13 protein-coding genes are annotated in these 13627 nt (G+C 64.2%); 7 read left to right on the forward strand and 6 right to left on the reverse strand.

The genetic code is table 11. The annotated features are described in order from the left end of the window. Nucleotides 1-6 precede the first annotated feature (6 nt). Nucleotides 7-3210, forward strand: coding sequence for an efflux RND transporter permease subunit (locus BT173_RS07985; protein WP_072428108.1), 3204 nt, complete (start codon nt 7-9; stop codon nt 3208-3210). A gap of 15 nt (nt 3211-3225) precedes the next feature. Next, nucleotides 3226-3435 (forward strand): YgaP family membrane protein, encoded by a 210-nt coding sequence (locus BT173_RS07990; protein ID WP_072428109.1) that lies wholly within the window; start codon nt 3226-3228, stop codon nt 3433-3435. A 9-nt stretch (nt 3436-3444) separates the two neighbouring features. Here the strand turns inward: BT173_RS07990 and BT173_RS07995 are convergent, their stop codons facing one another. Beyond that, nucleotides 3445-4257: a substrate-binding periplasmic protein gene (locus tag BT173_RS07995; RefSeq protein ID WP_072428110.1), complete on the reverse strand. Its 813-nt coding sequence runs from the start codon at nt 4255-4257 to the stop codon at nt 3445-3447. A gap of 106 nt (nt 4258-4363) precedes the next feature. Here BT173_RS07995 and trxC point away from each other — a divergent pair, with 106 nt between their 5' ends. From trxC to BT173_RS08010, 3 genes are all read left to right on the forward strand, one after another. Beyond that, on the forward strand, nt 4364-4795 hold the full coding sequence (gene trxC / locus BT173_RS08000; RefSeq protein WP_072428111.1) for a thioredoxin TrxC: 432 nt from the start codon (nt 4364-4366) through the stop codon (nt 4793-4795). Between the two features lie 34 nt (nt 4796-4829). Then, nucleotides 4830-5156, forward strand: a complete 327-nt coding sequence (locus BT173_RS08005) for a rhodanese-like domain-containing protein (protein WP_072428112.1) — start codon at nt 4830-4832, stop codon at nt 5154-5156. Nucleotides 5157-5235: 79 nt separating this feature from the next. Next, on the forward strand, nt 5236-7263 hold the full coding sequence (locus BT173_RS08010) for a methyl-accepting chemotaxis protein (protein WP_072428113.1): 2028 nt from the start codon (nt 5236-5238) through the stop codon (nt 7261-7263). A gap of 59 nt (nt 7264-7322) precedes the next feature. Here BT173_RS08010 and BT173_RS08015 read toward each other — a convergent pair whose 3' ends face one another. The 5 genes from BT173_RS08015 to BT173_RS08035 all read right to left on the reverse strand — a co-directional run bounded on the left by BT173_RS08015 (nt 7323) and on the right by BT173_RS08035 (nt 10629). Further along, on the reverse strand, nt 7323-7652 hold the full coding sequence (locus BT173_RS08015) for a hypothetical protein (RefSeq protein ID WP_072428114.1): 330 nt from the start codon (nt 7650-7652) through the stop codon (nt 7323-7325). A gap of 66 nt (nt 7653-7718) precedes the next feature. Then, nucleotides 7719-8285: an NADPH-dependent FMN reductase gene (locus tag BT173_RS08020; RefSeq protein ID WP_072428115.1), complete on the reverse strand. Its 567-nt coding sequence runs from the start codon at nt 8283-8285 to the stop codon at nt 7719-7721. 41 nt (nt 8286-8326) lie between these two features. After that, entirely contained in the window at nt 8327-9025 is a 699-nt protein-coding gene (locus BT173_RS08025; protein ID WP_072428116.1) for a pirin family protein, read from the reverse strand. 119 nt (nt 9026-9144) lie between these two features. Further along, nucleotides 9145-9570: a GNAT family N-acetyltransferase gene (locus BT173_RS08030; protein ID WP_072428117.1), complete on the reverse strand. Its 426-nt coding sequence runs from the start codon at nt 9568-9570 to the stop codon at nt 9145-9147. A gap of 39 nt (nt 9571-9609) precedes the next feature. Further along, entirely contained in the window at nt 9610-10629 is a 1020-nt protein-coding gene (locus BT173_RS08035; RefSeq protein WP_072428118.1) for a LacI family DNA-binding transcriptional regulator, read from the reverse strand. Nucleotides 10630-11136: 507 nt separating this feature from the next. On the opposite strand from BT173_RS08035, the gene BT173_RS08040 reads away from it, so the two are divergent. Further along, a complete protein-coding gene (locus BT173_RS08040; RefSeq protein ID WP_084658334.1) occupies nt 11137-12171 on the forward strand; it encodes a glycoside hydrolase family 5 protein in 1035 nt (344 codons plus the stop codon). 144 nt (nt 12172-12315) lie between these two features. After that, nucleotides 12316-13554: an ABC transporter substrate-binding protein gene (locus tag BT173_RS08045; protein WP_072428119.1), complete on the forward strand. Its 1239-nt coding sequence runs from the start codon at nt 12316-12318 to the stop codon at nt 13552-13554. The last annotated feature ends 73 nt before the right edge of the window (nt 13555-13627 follow it).

Raw genomic sequence — 13627 nt, forward strand, 5'->3', positions numbered from 1 at the left:
GGCCCCATGTCGAATAGCCTGGGTTTCTCCGGCCGTATCGCCGCCTTCTTCCAGCAGGCGCGCATCACCCCGCTGCTGGCACTGCTGGCTTTCCTGCTCGGCGCCTTCGCCGTGCTGGTCACCCCGCGCGAGGAAGAGCCGCAGATTGATGTGACCATGGCCAATGTGCTGGTCCCCTTCCCCGGCGCGGGTGCCAAGGAGGTGGAGAACATGGTGGCCACGCCGGCCGAACAGGTGCTGAGCCAGATCGCCGATGTCGAGCATGTGATGTCGGTATCGCGCCCTGGGCTTGCCGTGCTGACCGTGCAGTTCAAGGTCGGAGTGCCGCGCAGCGAGGCGCTGGTGCGCCTGCACGACACGTTGTCGGCCAACCGGGACTGGCTGCCCGAGGGTCTGGGCGTTGGCCAGCCGCTGGTCAAGCCCAAGGGCATTGACGATGTGCCGATTGTCAGCCTGACCCTGTGGAGCCGTCAGGCCGACTATGACGCGCGCCAGCTCGAACAGGTGGCGCATAGCCTGGAGGCCGATATCAAGCGCGTGCGGGGCACGCGTGAGGTGGGCACGCTGGGCGGGCCAGGCCGAGCCATCCTGATCGCCGTCGACCCTGGCCGGCTGGCCGCCAGCGAGCTGACCCTGCTTGAGCTGCAGCAGACGCTGCAATCGGCCAATCTGGGCTTGCCCATCGGCGATATCGTCAGCGGCAACCGGACCGTGGCGATCGAGGCCGGCAGCTTCTTGCACGATGCGCGCGAGGTAGCCGAGCTGGTGGTCGGCGTGCGCCAGGGTCGACCAATCTTTCTGCAGGATGTCGCCAGCGTCAGCGATGGCGCGCTGCCGGCAGTGCGCACGGTCTGGCATAGCGAAGCTGGCGCCCAGGGCGGCCGCTACCCGGCCGTGACCCTGCAGATCAGCAAGCAGCCGGGCCAGAACGCGGTGGCGGTGGCCGATGCCGTGCTGGCGCGGGTGGCCGAGCTGCGCAATACGCTGATCCCGGCCGAGGTCGAAGTGGTGACCACGCGCAATTACGGCGCAACCGCCAACGACAAGGCACAGAAGCTGATTCAGAAGCTGCTGTTCGCCACCCTGTCGGTGGTGGCGCTGGTCTTCGTGGCGCTGGGGCGGCGCGAGGCGGCCATCGTCGGTCTGGCGGTGATCCTGACCCTGACCGTCACTCTGTTCGCCTCCTGGGCCTGGGGCTTCACCCTGAACCGGGTATCACTGTTCGCGCTGATCTTCTCGATCGGCATCCTGGTCGATGACGCCATCGTGGTGGTGGAGAATATCCATCGCCACCAGCAGCTGTTTCCCGGCAAACCCCTGGCCGAAATCATCCCCGCCGCGGTGGACGAGGTGGGCGGCCCGACCATTCTGGCCACGCTGACCGTGATCGCCGCCCTGCTGCCAATGGCCTTCGTCAGCGGCCTGATGGGCCCGTATATGAGCCCGATCCCGATCAATGCCAGCATGGGCATGCTGCTTTCGCTGGCCATCGCCTTCGTGATCACCCCCTGGCTGGCCAGGCTGTGGAGGAAGGACAGCCATGCCGGCGCGCACGGGCAGCGCCCCAAGCTGGCGCCACTGTTCGAGCGCCTGTTCCGCCCCTTCCTGGATGCGCAGCGCGGCCAGCGCAACCGCTGGAAGCTGGCGATGGCCGTGGCCGGCCTGGTTGCCCTGTCGCTGGCGCTGCCGGTACTGGGCTGGGTGCAGCTGAAAATGCTGCCCTTCGACAATAAATCGGAATTCCAGGTGCTGGTGGACATGCCGGCCGGCACGCCGCTGGAAGAGACCACCGCCGTGCTGCAGGCGCTGGGCGAGCATTTACGCCAGGTGCCCGAGGTCAGTCATTTCCAGTCCTATGCCGGCACAGCCAGCCCGATCAACTTCAATGGTCTGGTGCGTCAGTACTATCTGCGCGCCGGCGGCGAGCTCGGTGATATCCAGGTCAATCTGGTGGACAAGCAGCAGCGCAATGCACAAAGCCATGCCATCGTCACCCGCCTGCGCCCTGCCCTGCAGGCCATAGGCCGACGCTACGGCGCGAATGTGAAGCTGGTCGAGGTACCGCCCGGCCCGCCGGTGCTCTCGCCCATCGTGGCGGAAATCTATGGTCCGACCGATGCCGGCCGCCATCAGGTGGCCAAGGCGGTGCGCGCGGTGTTCGAGCGCAGCGCCGGCGTGGTGGATGTGGACGACAGCAGCAGCGCCGCAGCGCCACGTACCGTGCTGCTGGTGGATAGACGCAAGGCCGCGCTGCTGGGCATCTCTCAGCAGGCCATCGTGGCCACCTTGCAGGCCGGCCTCGCCGGTAGCAGCGCCACCTATCTGCACGAGCAGCGCAGTCGGCCCGCGGCGGCCTTGCTGCGCCTGGCGGAAAGCCAGCATGGCAATCTGGATGCCCTGCTGCAGCTACGCGTCAAGCGTGCCGATGACAGCAGCGTGCCGCTAAGCGAGCTACTGATCCGCAGCGACAGCTTGCGCGAACAGGCGATTCATCATAAGGACGGCCTGCCGGTCCACTATGTGTTCGGGGATATGGCCGGCAAGATAGACAGCCCGCTGTATGGCATGTTCGCCATGCGCGCGGCCATCGCCCAGATCAACCCACCGGGCGGCGGTCAGATCGAGGAATTCTTCATCCAGCAGCCGAGCGACCCTTACCGTGGCTTCAGCCTGAAGTGGGACGGTGAGTGGCAGATCACCTATGAGACCTTCCGCGATATGGGCGCCGCCTACGCGGTGGGCCTGGTACTCATCTATCTGCTGGTGGTCGCGCAGTTCGGCTCCTACCTGACACCGCTGATCATCATGGCGCCCATCCCGCTCACCCTGGTCGGCGTCATGCCTGGTCACGCCCTGCTCGGTGCCCAGTACACGGCCACCAGCATGATCGGCATGATCGCCCTGGCCGGCATCATCGTGCGCAATTCCATCCTGCTGGTCGATTTCATCCAGCTGCAGCTGCGCGAAGGCGTGCCGTTCAAAGAGGCCGTGCTCAACTCAGCCATCACCCGTGCCCAGCCGATTGCGCTGACCGGCCTCGCCGCCATGCTGGGCGCATTCTTCATCCTGGATGACCCGATCTTCAACGGCCTGGCCATCTCGCTGATCTTCGGCATCCTGGTGTCCACCCTGCTGACCCTGCTGCTGATCCCTCTCTTGTACTACGCGGCCTACCGCAAGCATTACCCGGCAAACCTGCCCAACAACTGATAAGGAGTCATCACCATGAGTACCTGGCAAATCGTGCGCGTCGTCGCTGGCAGTTTCATTCTGCTCAGTCTGGCCCTGGGCATACCGGGCAGCCCGCTCTATGTTTCGCCATGGTGGCTGGCCTTCACCGCCTTCGTGGGCCTAAACCTGCTGCAAAGCGGCTTCAGCCGCTGGTGCCTGATGGAGACCTTGCTGCGCAAGCTTGGCTTCAAGCCCGGCTGCTGAGGGGTGGGGCTAGGGCTGGGTAGCGGCCAGATGGGCGGCCGCTTCCAGCTGCTGCCAGTCGGGGCTGGCACGTATCCGGCCAATGGCCGACCACAGCGCCTCCGCATAGGCGGGATCGTGGTCGCGAAGTGCCGGGCTTAGTGCCAGATAGACATCGGTGAGCAGCAAGGGCGGAGACAGCAGCTCGATCTGCGTGCTGAACGCCGACTTGTGCATGAGGCGCAGTGCATCCACTTCCAGCAATACCGCTACTTGGGCGCGGCGCAGTTGCAGCATTTCCAGCATCTGCTCGGCAAACTTGGGGCCGTCATCGCCGGCCACTCCAAGCTGCTGAAGCCGATCATGCACCACGCGGATGCCCTTGCTGTAGAGGACTGGCGCCTTGAGGCCGAGCAGTTGCTTGCCATCCCAGCGTATTGCCTCGCCCTTGCGCTGCACCAGTACGAAGCGCACCTGCGCCACGGCACGTTGCGGATCGGGCTGATCACCGCGTAGGGGAAAGGCCAGCAGGGCACGATGCTCGTCGGTAGCGACCTTGGTTGCCGCGCCGTCGTAAACGCCGGCATTGACGCCACGGCTGCAACGCAGCGAAGGTGCGACCACGAAGCGCACCGCGCTGCCGAGCTGGCCAGCTGCCCGGCGTATCAGGGTCTGCACGATGCCGTCCCGGTCAGGGTAGCTGAGTGGCGGCGTGGGCCGGTCGCTGATGCAGATGGTCAGCGTCCTGGCCCTGGCCGCATCGACCGGCGCAAAGACCAGCACGGCAAGCAGCGTGGCCGGCAGCGCTGACTTGCAGCAACTACGGAGAAAGTTGGACAGCATCACGGCCACTGGGAAAAGATTCGCTTCAAATTAGGCAAGCACCGGCCGCGCAGCAAGCCAGTGCCGCTGATATCCGCTGACTCCGCACCGATAAGGACCCCGCATCATGCATCTCGTCTGCCCCCACTGCGCCGCCACCAACCGGGTTGCGGCCGACAAACTGGACGCCGGCCCCAAATGCGGCAAATGCGCGACGCCGCTGCTGGCGGCCGAGGCGTTTGCGCTCAGTGATCGCGCGCTTCCCCACTATCTGGCCAATACCGAGCTGCCGGTGCTGATCGACTTCTGGGCCGCCTGGTGCGGGCCCTGCCAGATGATGGCACCGCAGTTCGCCGCAGCGGCCGCCCAGGCGCCCGAGATCCGCTTCGTGAAAGTGGACAGCGATGCGGCACCAGTGGCCAGCGCGCAATTTGGCATCCGCAGCATTCCCACCTTGCTGCTCTGGCACCAGGGTCGGGAAATCGCCCGCCAGAGCGGTGTGATGCAGGCCAGCCAGCTACTGGCCTGGGCACGCCAGGCACTGGCCAAGGCCGGCTGAAGCCGACAAATCGTTTCAAACCGAGGAGAGCCCCATGCGTTGGCTACAGAAACTACTGGGCAGTGAACAGACACTGCCCACCCTGCCCGAGCAGGCGCTATACATCGATGTCCGCTCGCCGGGCGAATATGCGGGCGGCCACCTGCCCGGCGCGCTGAACCTGCCGCTTGAGCAGGTAGCGAGCCAGATCGCCACCCAAGCGCCCGATCTCGATCAGCCCATCGTGGTCTACTGCGCATCCGGCATGCGCTCGGGTCAGGCGCGCGCCGTGCTCTTGCAGCTCGGTTACCGCCAAGTCAGCAATGGCGGCGGTGTAGGCAGCTTGTCGCTACGTCTGGGCAAACCGTTGCAAAGCTGCTGAAGCCCTCGCTTTGCGCCCGCAAGCGCGGCGCATACCGCTTACTATTCACCCTATAGCTTGAATAACACGGGGATTGGACATGCTGGCTAAGCTGAGTTTTCGGACCCGGGTGCTGCTGGTGTCGGTGCTGTGCACAGCACTGGCTTTTGCGCTGGTGCAGATCGTCACCGCGCGCGACGCGACCCGCATCGTCAAACAGGAAGCCTTTGAAAGTGCGGCACGCCTCGCCGCGCGTTATGCGCGTCAAAGCGAGGTCAGCCTCAGCGTGGCCGTCAATCTGGTGCGCGCGCAAAAGGGCCTGATCGAGAGTGCCAAGCGCAGCCAGCAGACTGATAGAGAAAAGCTCGATACCTTGCTGGAAGGCAGCTTCGCCAGCCTGCCCGAATCGTCGAGCTTCTGGGTCAGCATGGAGCGCAATGCCTTTGATGGCCTGGACGATCAGTTCCGCGGTGATAAGCGCTACTGCGCGCACGGCGCCTATGCACCGTGGTGGACACGCAGCGATGGCAAGGTCAGCCGCTTCGAATACCAGCATGGCGAGGAAGAGCTGGGCAGTGATGCCAAGGCGGATGAGAACTGCTTCAGTTCCGACTTCTACCAGCAGACCAAGACCCAGAAGCGCGAGCTCGCCATTGAGCCCTATGTGGACCCGGATGCCAAGGTGCTGATGATGTCCTACACGGCGCCGCTGATGCTGGATGGCAACTTTCTCGGCGTGATCGGCACCGATATCCCGATGGCCGAGCTAAGCAGCCTGCTCGGCGCGATCAAGCCGTATGAAACCGGCTTTCTGAGCCTGATCAGCGCGGGCGGCCTGTATGCAAGCCACCCTGATACGGCCAAGCTTGGCAAGCCGGTCGATGCAGCCGAGGTGCCGGCCGCGGCGCTGGAGGCCATCCGCGCCGGCAAGCCCTATCAGTTCGAGAGCGCGAACAGCGCGCATTTCTTTGAGCCGATCCGCATCGGCCAGGCCAAGGAATACTGGGCGCTGGCCGTCAGTGTGCCCTTGCAGAAAGTGACGGCCGAGGCCGACCAGCTGCTGCTGACCACCCTGCTGATCGGCCTGAGCGCGCAGATCATCCTGGCGGTAGTGATGTGGTTATGGATCTCCCGTCTGACCCGCCCACTGGGCAGCCTACGCGACGCGATGCGTGAGCTGGCTGGTGGCGAGGCCGATCTGACCCGGCGCCTGCCGGTCAGCACCGAAGATGAGATCGGCCAGACCTCGATTGCCTTCAACCAGTTCATCCAGTCGCTGGCCGAGATCGTGCGCCATGTGAAGCAGAACGCAGCCGAACTCAATGTACAGATCAATGCCCTGGCCGGCCATGCCGGGCAGATTTCGGCCAGCTCGGCCAGCCAGTCCGATGCCGCCTCGGCCTCGGCCGCGGCGCTCGAACAGATGTCGACCAGCATCAGCCTGATTGCCCAGAACGCCACCGATGCCGGCGAAACCAGCGCCGCGGCCGAACAAGGCGCGCTGGCCGCGGTGCAGGAAGTCAACGATACCGCCGAGGAAATCGGCCGCATCGACCAGACGGTGCGCGAGCAGGCGCAGACCATGCAGCAGCTGGCCCAGCAGACCCAGGCGATCAGCAGCGTGGTGGCCGCCATCCGCGATGTAGCCGAGCAGACTAATCTGCTCGCCCTGAATGCCGCTATCGAGGCGGCGCGGGCTGGCGAGCAAGGGCGCGGTTTTGCCGTGGTGGCCGATGAGGTGCGCAAGCTGGCCGAGCGCACCGCGCGCGCCACCCAGGAAATTGGCCAGACCATCGCCGCGATTCAGCAGGAGACCGAGCTGGCCGTGGCCGGCATCGGCCACACACTCAAGCAGGTGGAAGCCGGTGTGGCGCGTTCCCGCGCGGCGGCCGGCCGTATCGGCCAGATCGCCGACGGCACGCGCCAGACTGCGCAGGGCATGCGCGATATCGCCCTGGCCACGCGCGAGCAGTCCGAGGCGTCCAGCCATATCGCCAGTAATGTCGAGCAGATCACCTCGGCGATCAGCGAGAACGATCTGGCCCTGCGCGAGGCTTCGGCCGCCAGCAGCCAGCTCGCGCAGCTGGCTAGCGAGCTGGAAGCGCTGGTGCTGCGCTTCCGTACCTAGCCGACTCGCAGCAAGAAAAAAGCCGCCCAGTGCAGGGGCGGCTTTTTTCTTGCCAGACCTTACCAGCGGTACCAGCCCCAGTAGGGGTGGAAGGGGCGTCGCTCTGACCATTGCCGCAGCCTTTCCTCCTGACGCACATCATCAAGCTGAGTCTGCTGCATATAGTTGAGCACCGGCTCGGGCAGGCCTTCCTTGCTCAGGCGCACGATATCGCTGGCACTCAGCGCATAAGTCGAGCGGCTCTCGCGCATCATGGCGATGATGGCATCCGGGCTATTGCCCTCGCGGCTCAGTTTCAAGGCTTCATCCACGCTGACCTGGGGCGGCAGCGTGGCGCAGGCAGCCAGCAATAGGGCGGCCGGCAGGCTGATCAGGAATCGGCTAGACATGGTGGTCGGCTCCAGCAAGGAGAATGAGATAGCGTTCAGACCGGGTGAGCGGACAAAAGTGCGCGCTCAGGCCGCCTGTTGCAGGCGTGCCTGCCGGACGAGGTTCGCCGCGAGGCTGTCCAGCCGGCTTTGCTGGCGCGCATCCAGCAGTTGGCCATCTTCGCCAAACGCCGTGTGTGCGCTACCCAGTGCCAGGCTCTGCGGCAGGGTCATCACCCCCAGGGTATGCAGGATGTCGCGTAGATGATTGAGGCCACGCAAGCCACCCAGCGCGCCGGGTGAGGCCGCGCTCAGCGCCGCGACCTTGCCGGCAAATGCCTTGCCACCCTCGATGCGCGACAACCAGTCGAGCGTGTTCTTCATCAGCGCCGACACCGAGGCATTGTTTTCCGGCGAGGCAAGCAGCAGCCCATCCTGCCCGGCCAGCAACGCACTCAGGCCCAACGCGGCCTCGGGCGCCCCTTGGCTCGCTTCCAGATCGCCGTGGTAGAGCGGCATCTCGAAGTCGGCCAGGTCGATCAGACTCACCTCGGCCCCAGCGGCCTGCAAGGCAGCGGCGCCCGCGCGGGCCAGGCGCTTGTTCAGCGATTCGTGCCGCGCGCTGCCGGCAAATACCAGGATGCGTACCGTCATCTCATTCACCTCGCTCAGATGATGTGTTGGCGCGCTGGCGCTCAGGGCAGATCGAACACCAGCACTTCGGCGTCCTGCCCATCGCTCAGTGCGATCAGGGATTCATCCTGCAACTGTAGTGCATCGCCAGCCTGCAGCCGCTCCCCATTCACCAGCAACTGGCCGCGCGCCAAGAATACATAGCCGCGCCGGCCCGGCGCCAGCGACAGGCTGGCCTGCTCGGTCCCATCGAACAAGCCGGCATACAGGCGCGCATCCTGCAGCATGCTCAGCGAACCGTCGGCGCCATCCTGGCTGACCAAGAGGCGCAGACGACCGCGCTTTTCCTCGGCCGGAAAGTGCTTTTCCGCATAGCGCGAAGGCTTGCCCTTGCTGCTCGGCTCGATCCAGATCTGCAGGAAATGCACCGGATCATTGACCGAGGCGTTGTATTCCGAATGCTGGACACCGGTGCCGGCACTCATCAGCTGCACATCGCCAGGCTGAATGGTGGAGCCATTGCCCATGCTGTCGCGGTGCGCCAGCCCGCCAGCCAGCACATAGCTGATGATCTCCATATCGCGGTGGCCATGGGTGCCAAAACCGGCCCCAGGCACCACACGGTCCTCATTGATCACGCGCAAGGGACCAAAGCCCATATGCGCGGGGTGGTAGTAGCTGGCAAAGGAAAAGCTATGGGCTGACTTCAGCCAGCCATGATCGGCATGGCCGCGCTCTGCACTATTGCGACGGATAAGCATGGCATTCCTTCTTTCAAGTATTTGAACAAGTGCTTGTATGCTATGCGGGCTTCATCTGCGCTGATAGCGGAATGATCTGAGCACTTCTATCGAAATATTTGAACAGAAAAACCAGCGCCTCAAGCCGGGTCGAGCGGGCGTTGTAGCAGGTATTTGACGATGCCTTGCGGGAAGCCGCGCAGCGCGCTGACTTCGCGGTAGCCATGGCGCAGATACAGGCCGGGCGCCTGAAAGCTGAAGGTTTCCAGATAGACCTGTGTGCAGCCGCGCCGGGCGGCCAGTGCTTCAAAACGCATCAGCAAGGCGCTGCCCAGACCCTGGCGGCGCTGCTCGGCGCACACCCATAGCTGCTGTAATTCTGCGCACTGGCCCCAACTGCGCCCAAGCGCCCCGCCCAGCAGGCGGCCAGCCGCATCGTGCACGCTACAGACGAGCGCCTGCACCTCGTCCAGCGGCGCGGCGGCCAGATTGGCGGCGTGCAGGCCGCTATCGAGCGCATCCAGCAGCGCGGCCGGCGCCGTCTGCCAGTCCTGCCATTGCAGCATGCTTGAGTCGGCAAGGTGCGTAGTTGCGGCCGACATCGTTCAAAGAATCCGTCGGGCCGATTCACGCATGATCAGCTCCAGCGGCAGCTGGGTCAGCGTGGGCGTTTCGCCATTCAACAGCTGCAGCACAGTACGCGCCGCCTGCTTGCCCATCTCGTACACCGGCTGGCGCACCGTGGTCAGTGGCGGCGTCGTGTAATTGGAGTTCGGTAGATCATCGAAACCGATGATGGAGATATCGTCGGGCACGCGGATACCGCGCCGGTACAGCGCCAGGCGCGCGCCATAGGCGGTCTGATCATTGGCACAGAAGATGGCGGTGAAGCGCTGGCGGGTCTCCAGCAACTCGTTCACCGCCAGCAGGCCGCCCGATTCCTGGAAATTGCCCTGCACGACCAAGGCCGGGTTGAAGGCAATGCCGGCAGCTTCGAGCGCTGCGCGGTAGCCCGCCAGGCGCGCACGCGCGTCGTCATGCTCGGGCAAACCGGCAATAAAGGCGATCTGGCGATGGCCGAGTTCGAGCAGATAGTCGGTCGCCAGGCGTGCGCCCTCCAGCTGATCGAGCGCAATACCGCGCGCCTGGCCGGTATCGATACGCCGCCCGGTGGCCACGATGGGCAGGCGCTCGGCAAAACGGCCGATCTGCTTGTCGCTCAGGCTACCGGACAGGATCACGATGCCGTCCACGCGGCGCGCCATCAGCAGCTCGACCCGTTCAGCCTCTTCATCCGCATGCCAGTGGCCGCTGACAATCAGCGGCGCGTAGCCGGAACCGGCCAGCGCGGCCTCCACGCCCATCAGCGCTTCGGTGAAGAAGGGACTGGCCAAGTCCTGGGTCAGGATGCCGATGGTCATCGCCCGCCCCTTTTTCAAACCCTGGGCAAGCAGATTCGGCTTGTAGCTGAGATTGGCGATCGCGGCTTCGACCGCCTTGCGCTTGTCGTCCGACACGCGCGCCGTACCGTTCAGAATGCGGGATACCGTGCTGGGCGAGACACCGGCGATGCGGGCGACCTCATGCAGGGTGGAGGCGGTGGAAGCGTGCGAGCTTTGCGACATGGGATTCCTGGCATTCAAAAAGCATCTGTGTGCACAAGACATGGCAAGGCCGACAGACGCGGTACTTTCCCAGAAGCGGGAAACGTTTTCAATCGACACGCAGCGCAGGGGCTTGCCGCGAGTCGACGACAGCCAGCGCAATCACCCTTTTGGCAGCAGCGTTGTGGCGAGCTTGCCACGCTGGAATATTTTTCTTGCCGCCAGCGTGGCTTCCTGTTTAGTATGAAACCGTTTTCAAGATCAAGTGAAAACGCACAAGAATAATTGGAGACAGCGCTCAGCCTACCCGGCCGAGCCAATTCGCCAGCTAAGCTGGCCGCCTGCCCAAGCAGGCCCCTGGTGTACGCCCTGCCCCAGCTTGCGCAGCGCGCCACCCGCGGATAAGCAGAGCATTCCCTGATTCATCGAGCCCTGCGCGGCTCACGCTGCACATCGCATTCAAAGCGCTTAGGCTAGGCCCGACTGCTTCGAATCCAAGCTTGAAAACGTTGTCAGAAAAGGACTGCCATGTTGGCTCGCGCGTTCCAGCACACCGCCCTGCTGCTCAGTCTGATGTTGAGCGGCATGGCCATGGCCGACTGCAGCTTCGAGGTAGCCGCGCAGACGCGTGCGGAAGCGTGTCAGCGCCTGCTGGCGCGCAGCATGAACCTGGGCAATATGCTCGAGTTCGAACGCGAGGGCATGTATGGCCCGGTGCTGGAGGCCAAGTTCTTCGACATCATCAAGGCAGCCGGCTTTAGCGCCGTGCGCCTGCCGGTGCGCTGGGACGCACGCGCTGCCTATGAGCCGCCTTACACCATCAACCCGGAATTCTTCGAGCGGGTGGACTGGGCCGTGGCCAATGCGCGCCGCGTTGGCCTCGCCATCATCCTCGACATGCACCACTACACAGCCATGATGAGCGAGCCGGATACCGAGCTGCCGCGCTATCTGGGCATCTGGCAGCAGGTGGCCGAGCACTATCGCGCCGCGCCGGCCGAGGTGATGTTCGAGCTACTCAACGAACCGATGGGCAAGCTCGACGATGCGCGCTGGAATGCCGTCATTGCCAAGACCATTCCGCTGATCCGCCAGAGCAACCCCAAGCGCACGCTGATCGTGGGCGGTACCGACTGGAATGGCTACCGCAAGCTGGCCACGCTGAACCTGCCGGCCGACGACCGCGACCTGATCGCCACCTTTCATTACTACGAGCCGATGCCCGTCACCCATCAGGGGGCGAACTGGGTAGCCGGCGGCAGCGGCTGGCTGGGTACGCGCTGGACCGGCAGCCCGGCCGAGCAGGCCGAACTGGATGGCGCGTTGGATGCGGTGGCCAAGTGGGCGCAGCGCGAGCAAAGACCGGTGCTGCTGGGCGAGTTCGGAGTGTTCTCAGCGGCCGATATGGCTACCCGTACGGCCTGGACCCGCGCCGTGGTGCAAGGCGCCGAGCGGCGCGGCTTTGCCTGGGCCTATTGGGAATTCGGCGCCGGCTTTGGCGCGTACGACACCTTTACCAAGCAGTGGCGCCAGCCACTGCGGGATGCCTTGCTGGGCGGCTAAGCCCGCGCCAAGTGCGATTTTCGCGACAAACTTACATGGAGTTGACAAACAACTAAGCCTAAGCCTCTGTTTGATCTTAGAATGCGCCCAAACGTGAAACCGTTTTCATATCACATCCAGGATTACCTGGAGGAGACAAAGACCATGCAATTCAGCCTCAAGTCCGGCCTTCTGGCCGTTGCCCTCGCCTATTCGGCCCATGCTGCCACCACCATCACCGTGGCCTCCTTCCCCGATCTCGACCGCTCGGCCAAGGCTGCGCTGGACGGTTTCAAGAAGCTGCATCCGGATATCGAGGTCAAGGTGGTGAGCCTGGCCTATGCCGATCACCACAATGCGATGACCACGGCCCTGGCCACCGGCGCCAATCTGCCGGACGTGATGGCGGTCGACTACGACTTCATCGGCAAATTCTCCGAATCAGGCGGCCTGGAAGACCTGGCCAAGGCGCCTTACAACGGCCTGCAGTACAAGAGCCAGATTTCGCGCTTCTCGCTGCCACAAGGCATGTCCGATACCGGCGCCCTCGCCGCCATTCCCACCGATATCGGCCCGGGTGCGCTGTTCTACCGCAAGGACATCCTCGATAAGGCCGGCGTAAGCGAAGCCGAGCTGACCAAGTCCTGGGACAGCTATCTGGCTGCCGGCAAGAAGGTGAAGGCCGCAACCGGCGCCTATATGCTGGCCAATGCAGTCGACCTGAAGGACATCATCATCCGCGCCAACCTCAAGGATGGCGAAGGCGTGTACTTCGACGCCAAGGGCAATGCCCTGGTCGACAATGCGCGTTTCGTGAAGGCCTTCGAAGTGGCCAAGGCCGCCCGTGTAGCCGGCATCGACGGCAAGATCGGCGCCTGGTCGAACGAATGGTCGGAAGGCTTCAAGCGCAACCAGATCGCCACCCAGATGATGGGTGCCTGGCTGGCCGGCCATCTGAAGAACTGGCTGGCGCCAACCCAGAAAGGGTTGTGGCGTTCTGCCCAGCTGCCCAACGGCGCTTACGCCGCTTGGGGCGGCAGCTTCTACGCAATCCCGAAAAAGACTGAGAACAAAGCCGCAGCCTGGGAACTGATTAAGTACCTGACCCTGAACAAGCAGCAACAGATTGCCGCCTTCCGCGCCGTGGATGCCTTCCCCTCACTGATCGAGGCACAGAACGACAGCTTTATCGACGAGCCGATCGAATACCTGGGTGGCCAGAAGGCGCGCCAGCTGTGGCGCGTGGCAGCCGGCAAGATTCCGGCCAGCACGGTGGACAAGTTCGACAGCGTGGCCAAGGAGATCGTCAATTCCGAGCTGGAGAAGGTCCTCGAGCAGAACAAGGACATCAAGGCAGCCCTGGCCGATGCCAAGGCGCTGATCAAGCGTCGCGTGCGTCGCTAATGTCTTGCTGAGCACGCTGCCCGCCTGGCGGGCAGCGGCAAGCCGGGGTGCGTTTCGGCCCGCCCCGGCCTGC

Origin of the sequence: Chitinimonas taiwanensis DSM 18899 (assembly GCF_900119825.1) — a bacterium.
In the GTDB taxonomy this organism is placed as follows: Bacteria; Pseudomonadota; Gammaproteobacteria; order Burkholderiales; family Chitinimonadaceae; genus Chitinimonas; species Chitinimonas taiwanensis.

What these genes read in the sequence shown, in the direction of transcription:
- BT173_RS07985 (WP_072428108.1), top strand. Translation starts at nt 7, where the DNA reads ATGTCGAATAGCCTGGGTTTCTCCGGCCGTATCGCCGCCTTCTTCCAG.
- BT173_RS07990 (WP_072428109.1), top strand. Translation starts at nt 3,226, where the DNA reads ATGAGTACCTGGCAAATCGTGCGCGTCGTCGCTGGCAGTTTCATTCTG.
- BT173_RS07995 (WP_072428110.1), bottom strand. Translation starts at nt 4,257, where the DNA reads ATGCTGTCCAACTTTCTCCGTAGTTGCTGCAAGTCAGCGCTGCCGGCC.
- trxC (WP_072428111.1), top strand. Translation starts at nt 4,364, where the DNA reads ATGCATCTCGTCTGCCCCCACTGCGCCGCCACCAACCGGGTTGCGGCC.
- BT173_RS08005 (WP_072428112.1), top strand. Translation starts at nt 4,830, where the DNA reads ATGCGTTGGCTACAGAAACTACTGGGCAGTGAACAGACACTGCCCACC.
- BT173_RS08010 (WP_072428113.1), top strand. Translation starts at nt 5,236, where the DNA reads ATGCTGGCTAAGCTGAGTTTTCGGACCCGGGTGCTGCTGGTGTCGGTG.
- BT173_RS08015 (WP_072428114.1), bottom strand. Translation starts at nt 7,652, where the DNA reads ATGTCTAGCCGATTCCTGATCAGCCTGCCGGCCGCCCTATTGCTGGCT.
- BT173_RS08020 (WP_072428115.1), bottom strand. Translation starts at nt 8,285, where the DNA reads ATGACGGTACGCATCCTGGTATTTGCCGGCAGCGCGCGGCACGAATCG.
- BT173_RS08025 (WP_072428116.1), bottom strand. Translation starts at nt 9,025, where the DNA reads ATGCTTATCCGTCGCAATAGTGCAGAGCGCGGCCATGCCGATCATGGC.
- BT173_RS08030 (WP_072428117.1), bottom strand. Translation starts at nt 9,570, where the DNA reads ATGCTGCAATGGCAGGACTGGCAGACGGCGCCGGCCGCGCTGCTGGAT.
- BT173_RS08035 (WP_072428118.1), bottom strand. Translation starts at nt 10,629, where the DNA reads ATGTCGCAAAGCTCGCACGCTTCCACCGCCTCCACCCTGCATGAGGTC.
- BT173_RS08040 (WP_084658334.1), top strand. Translation starts at nt 11,137, where the DNA reads ATGTTGGCTCGCGCGTTCCAGCACACCGCCCTGCTGCTCAGTCTGATG.
- BT173_RS08045 (WP_072428119.1), top strand. Translation starts at nt 12,316, where the DNA reads ATGCAATTCAGCCTCAAGTCCGGCCTTCTGGCCGTTGCCCTCGCCTAT.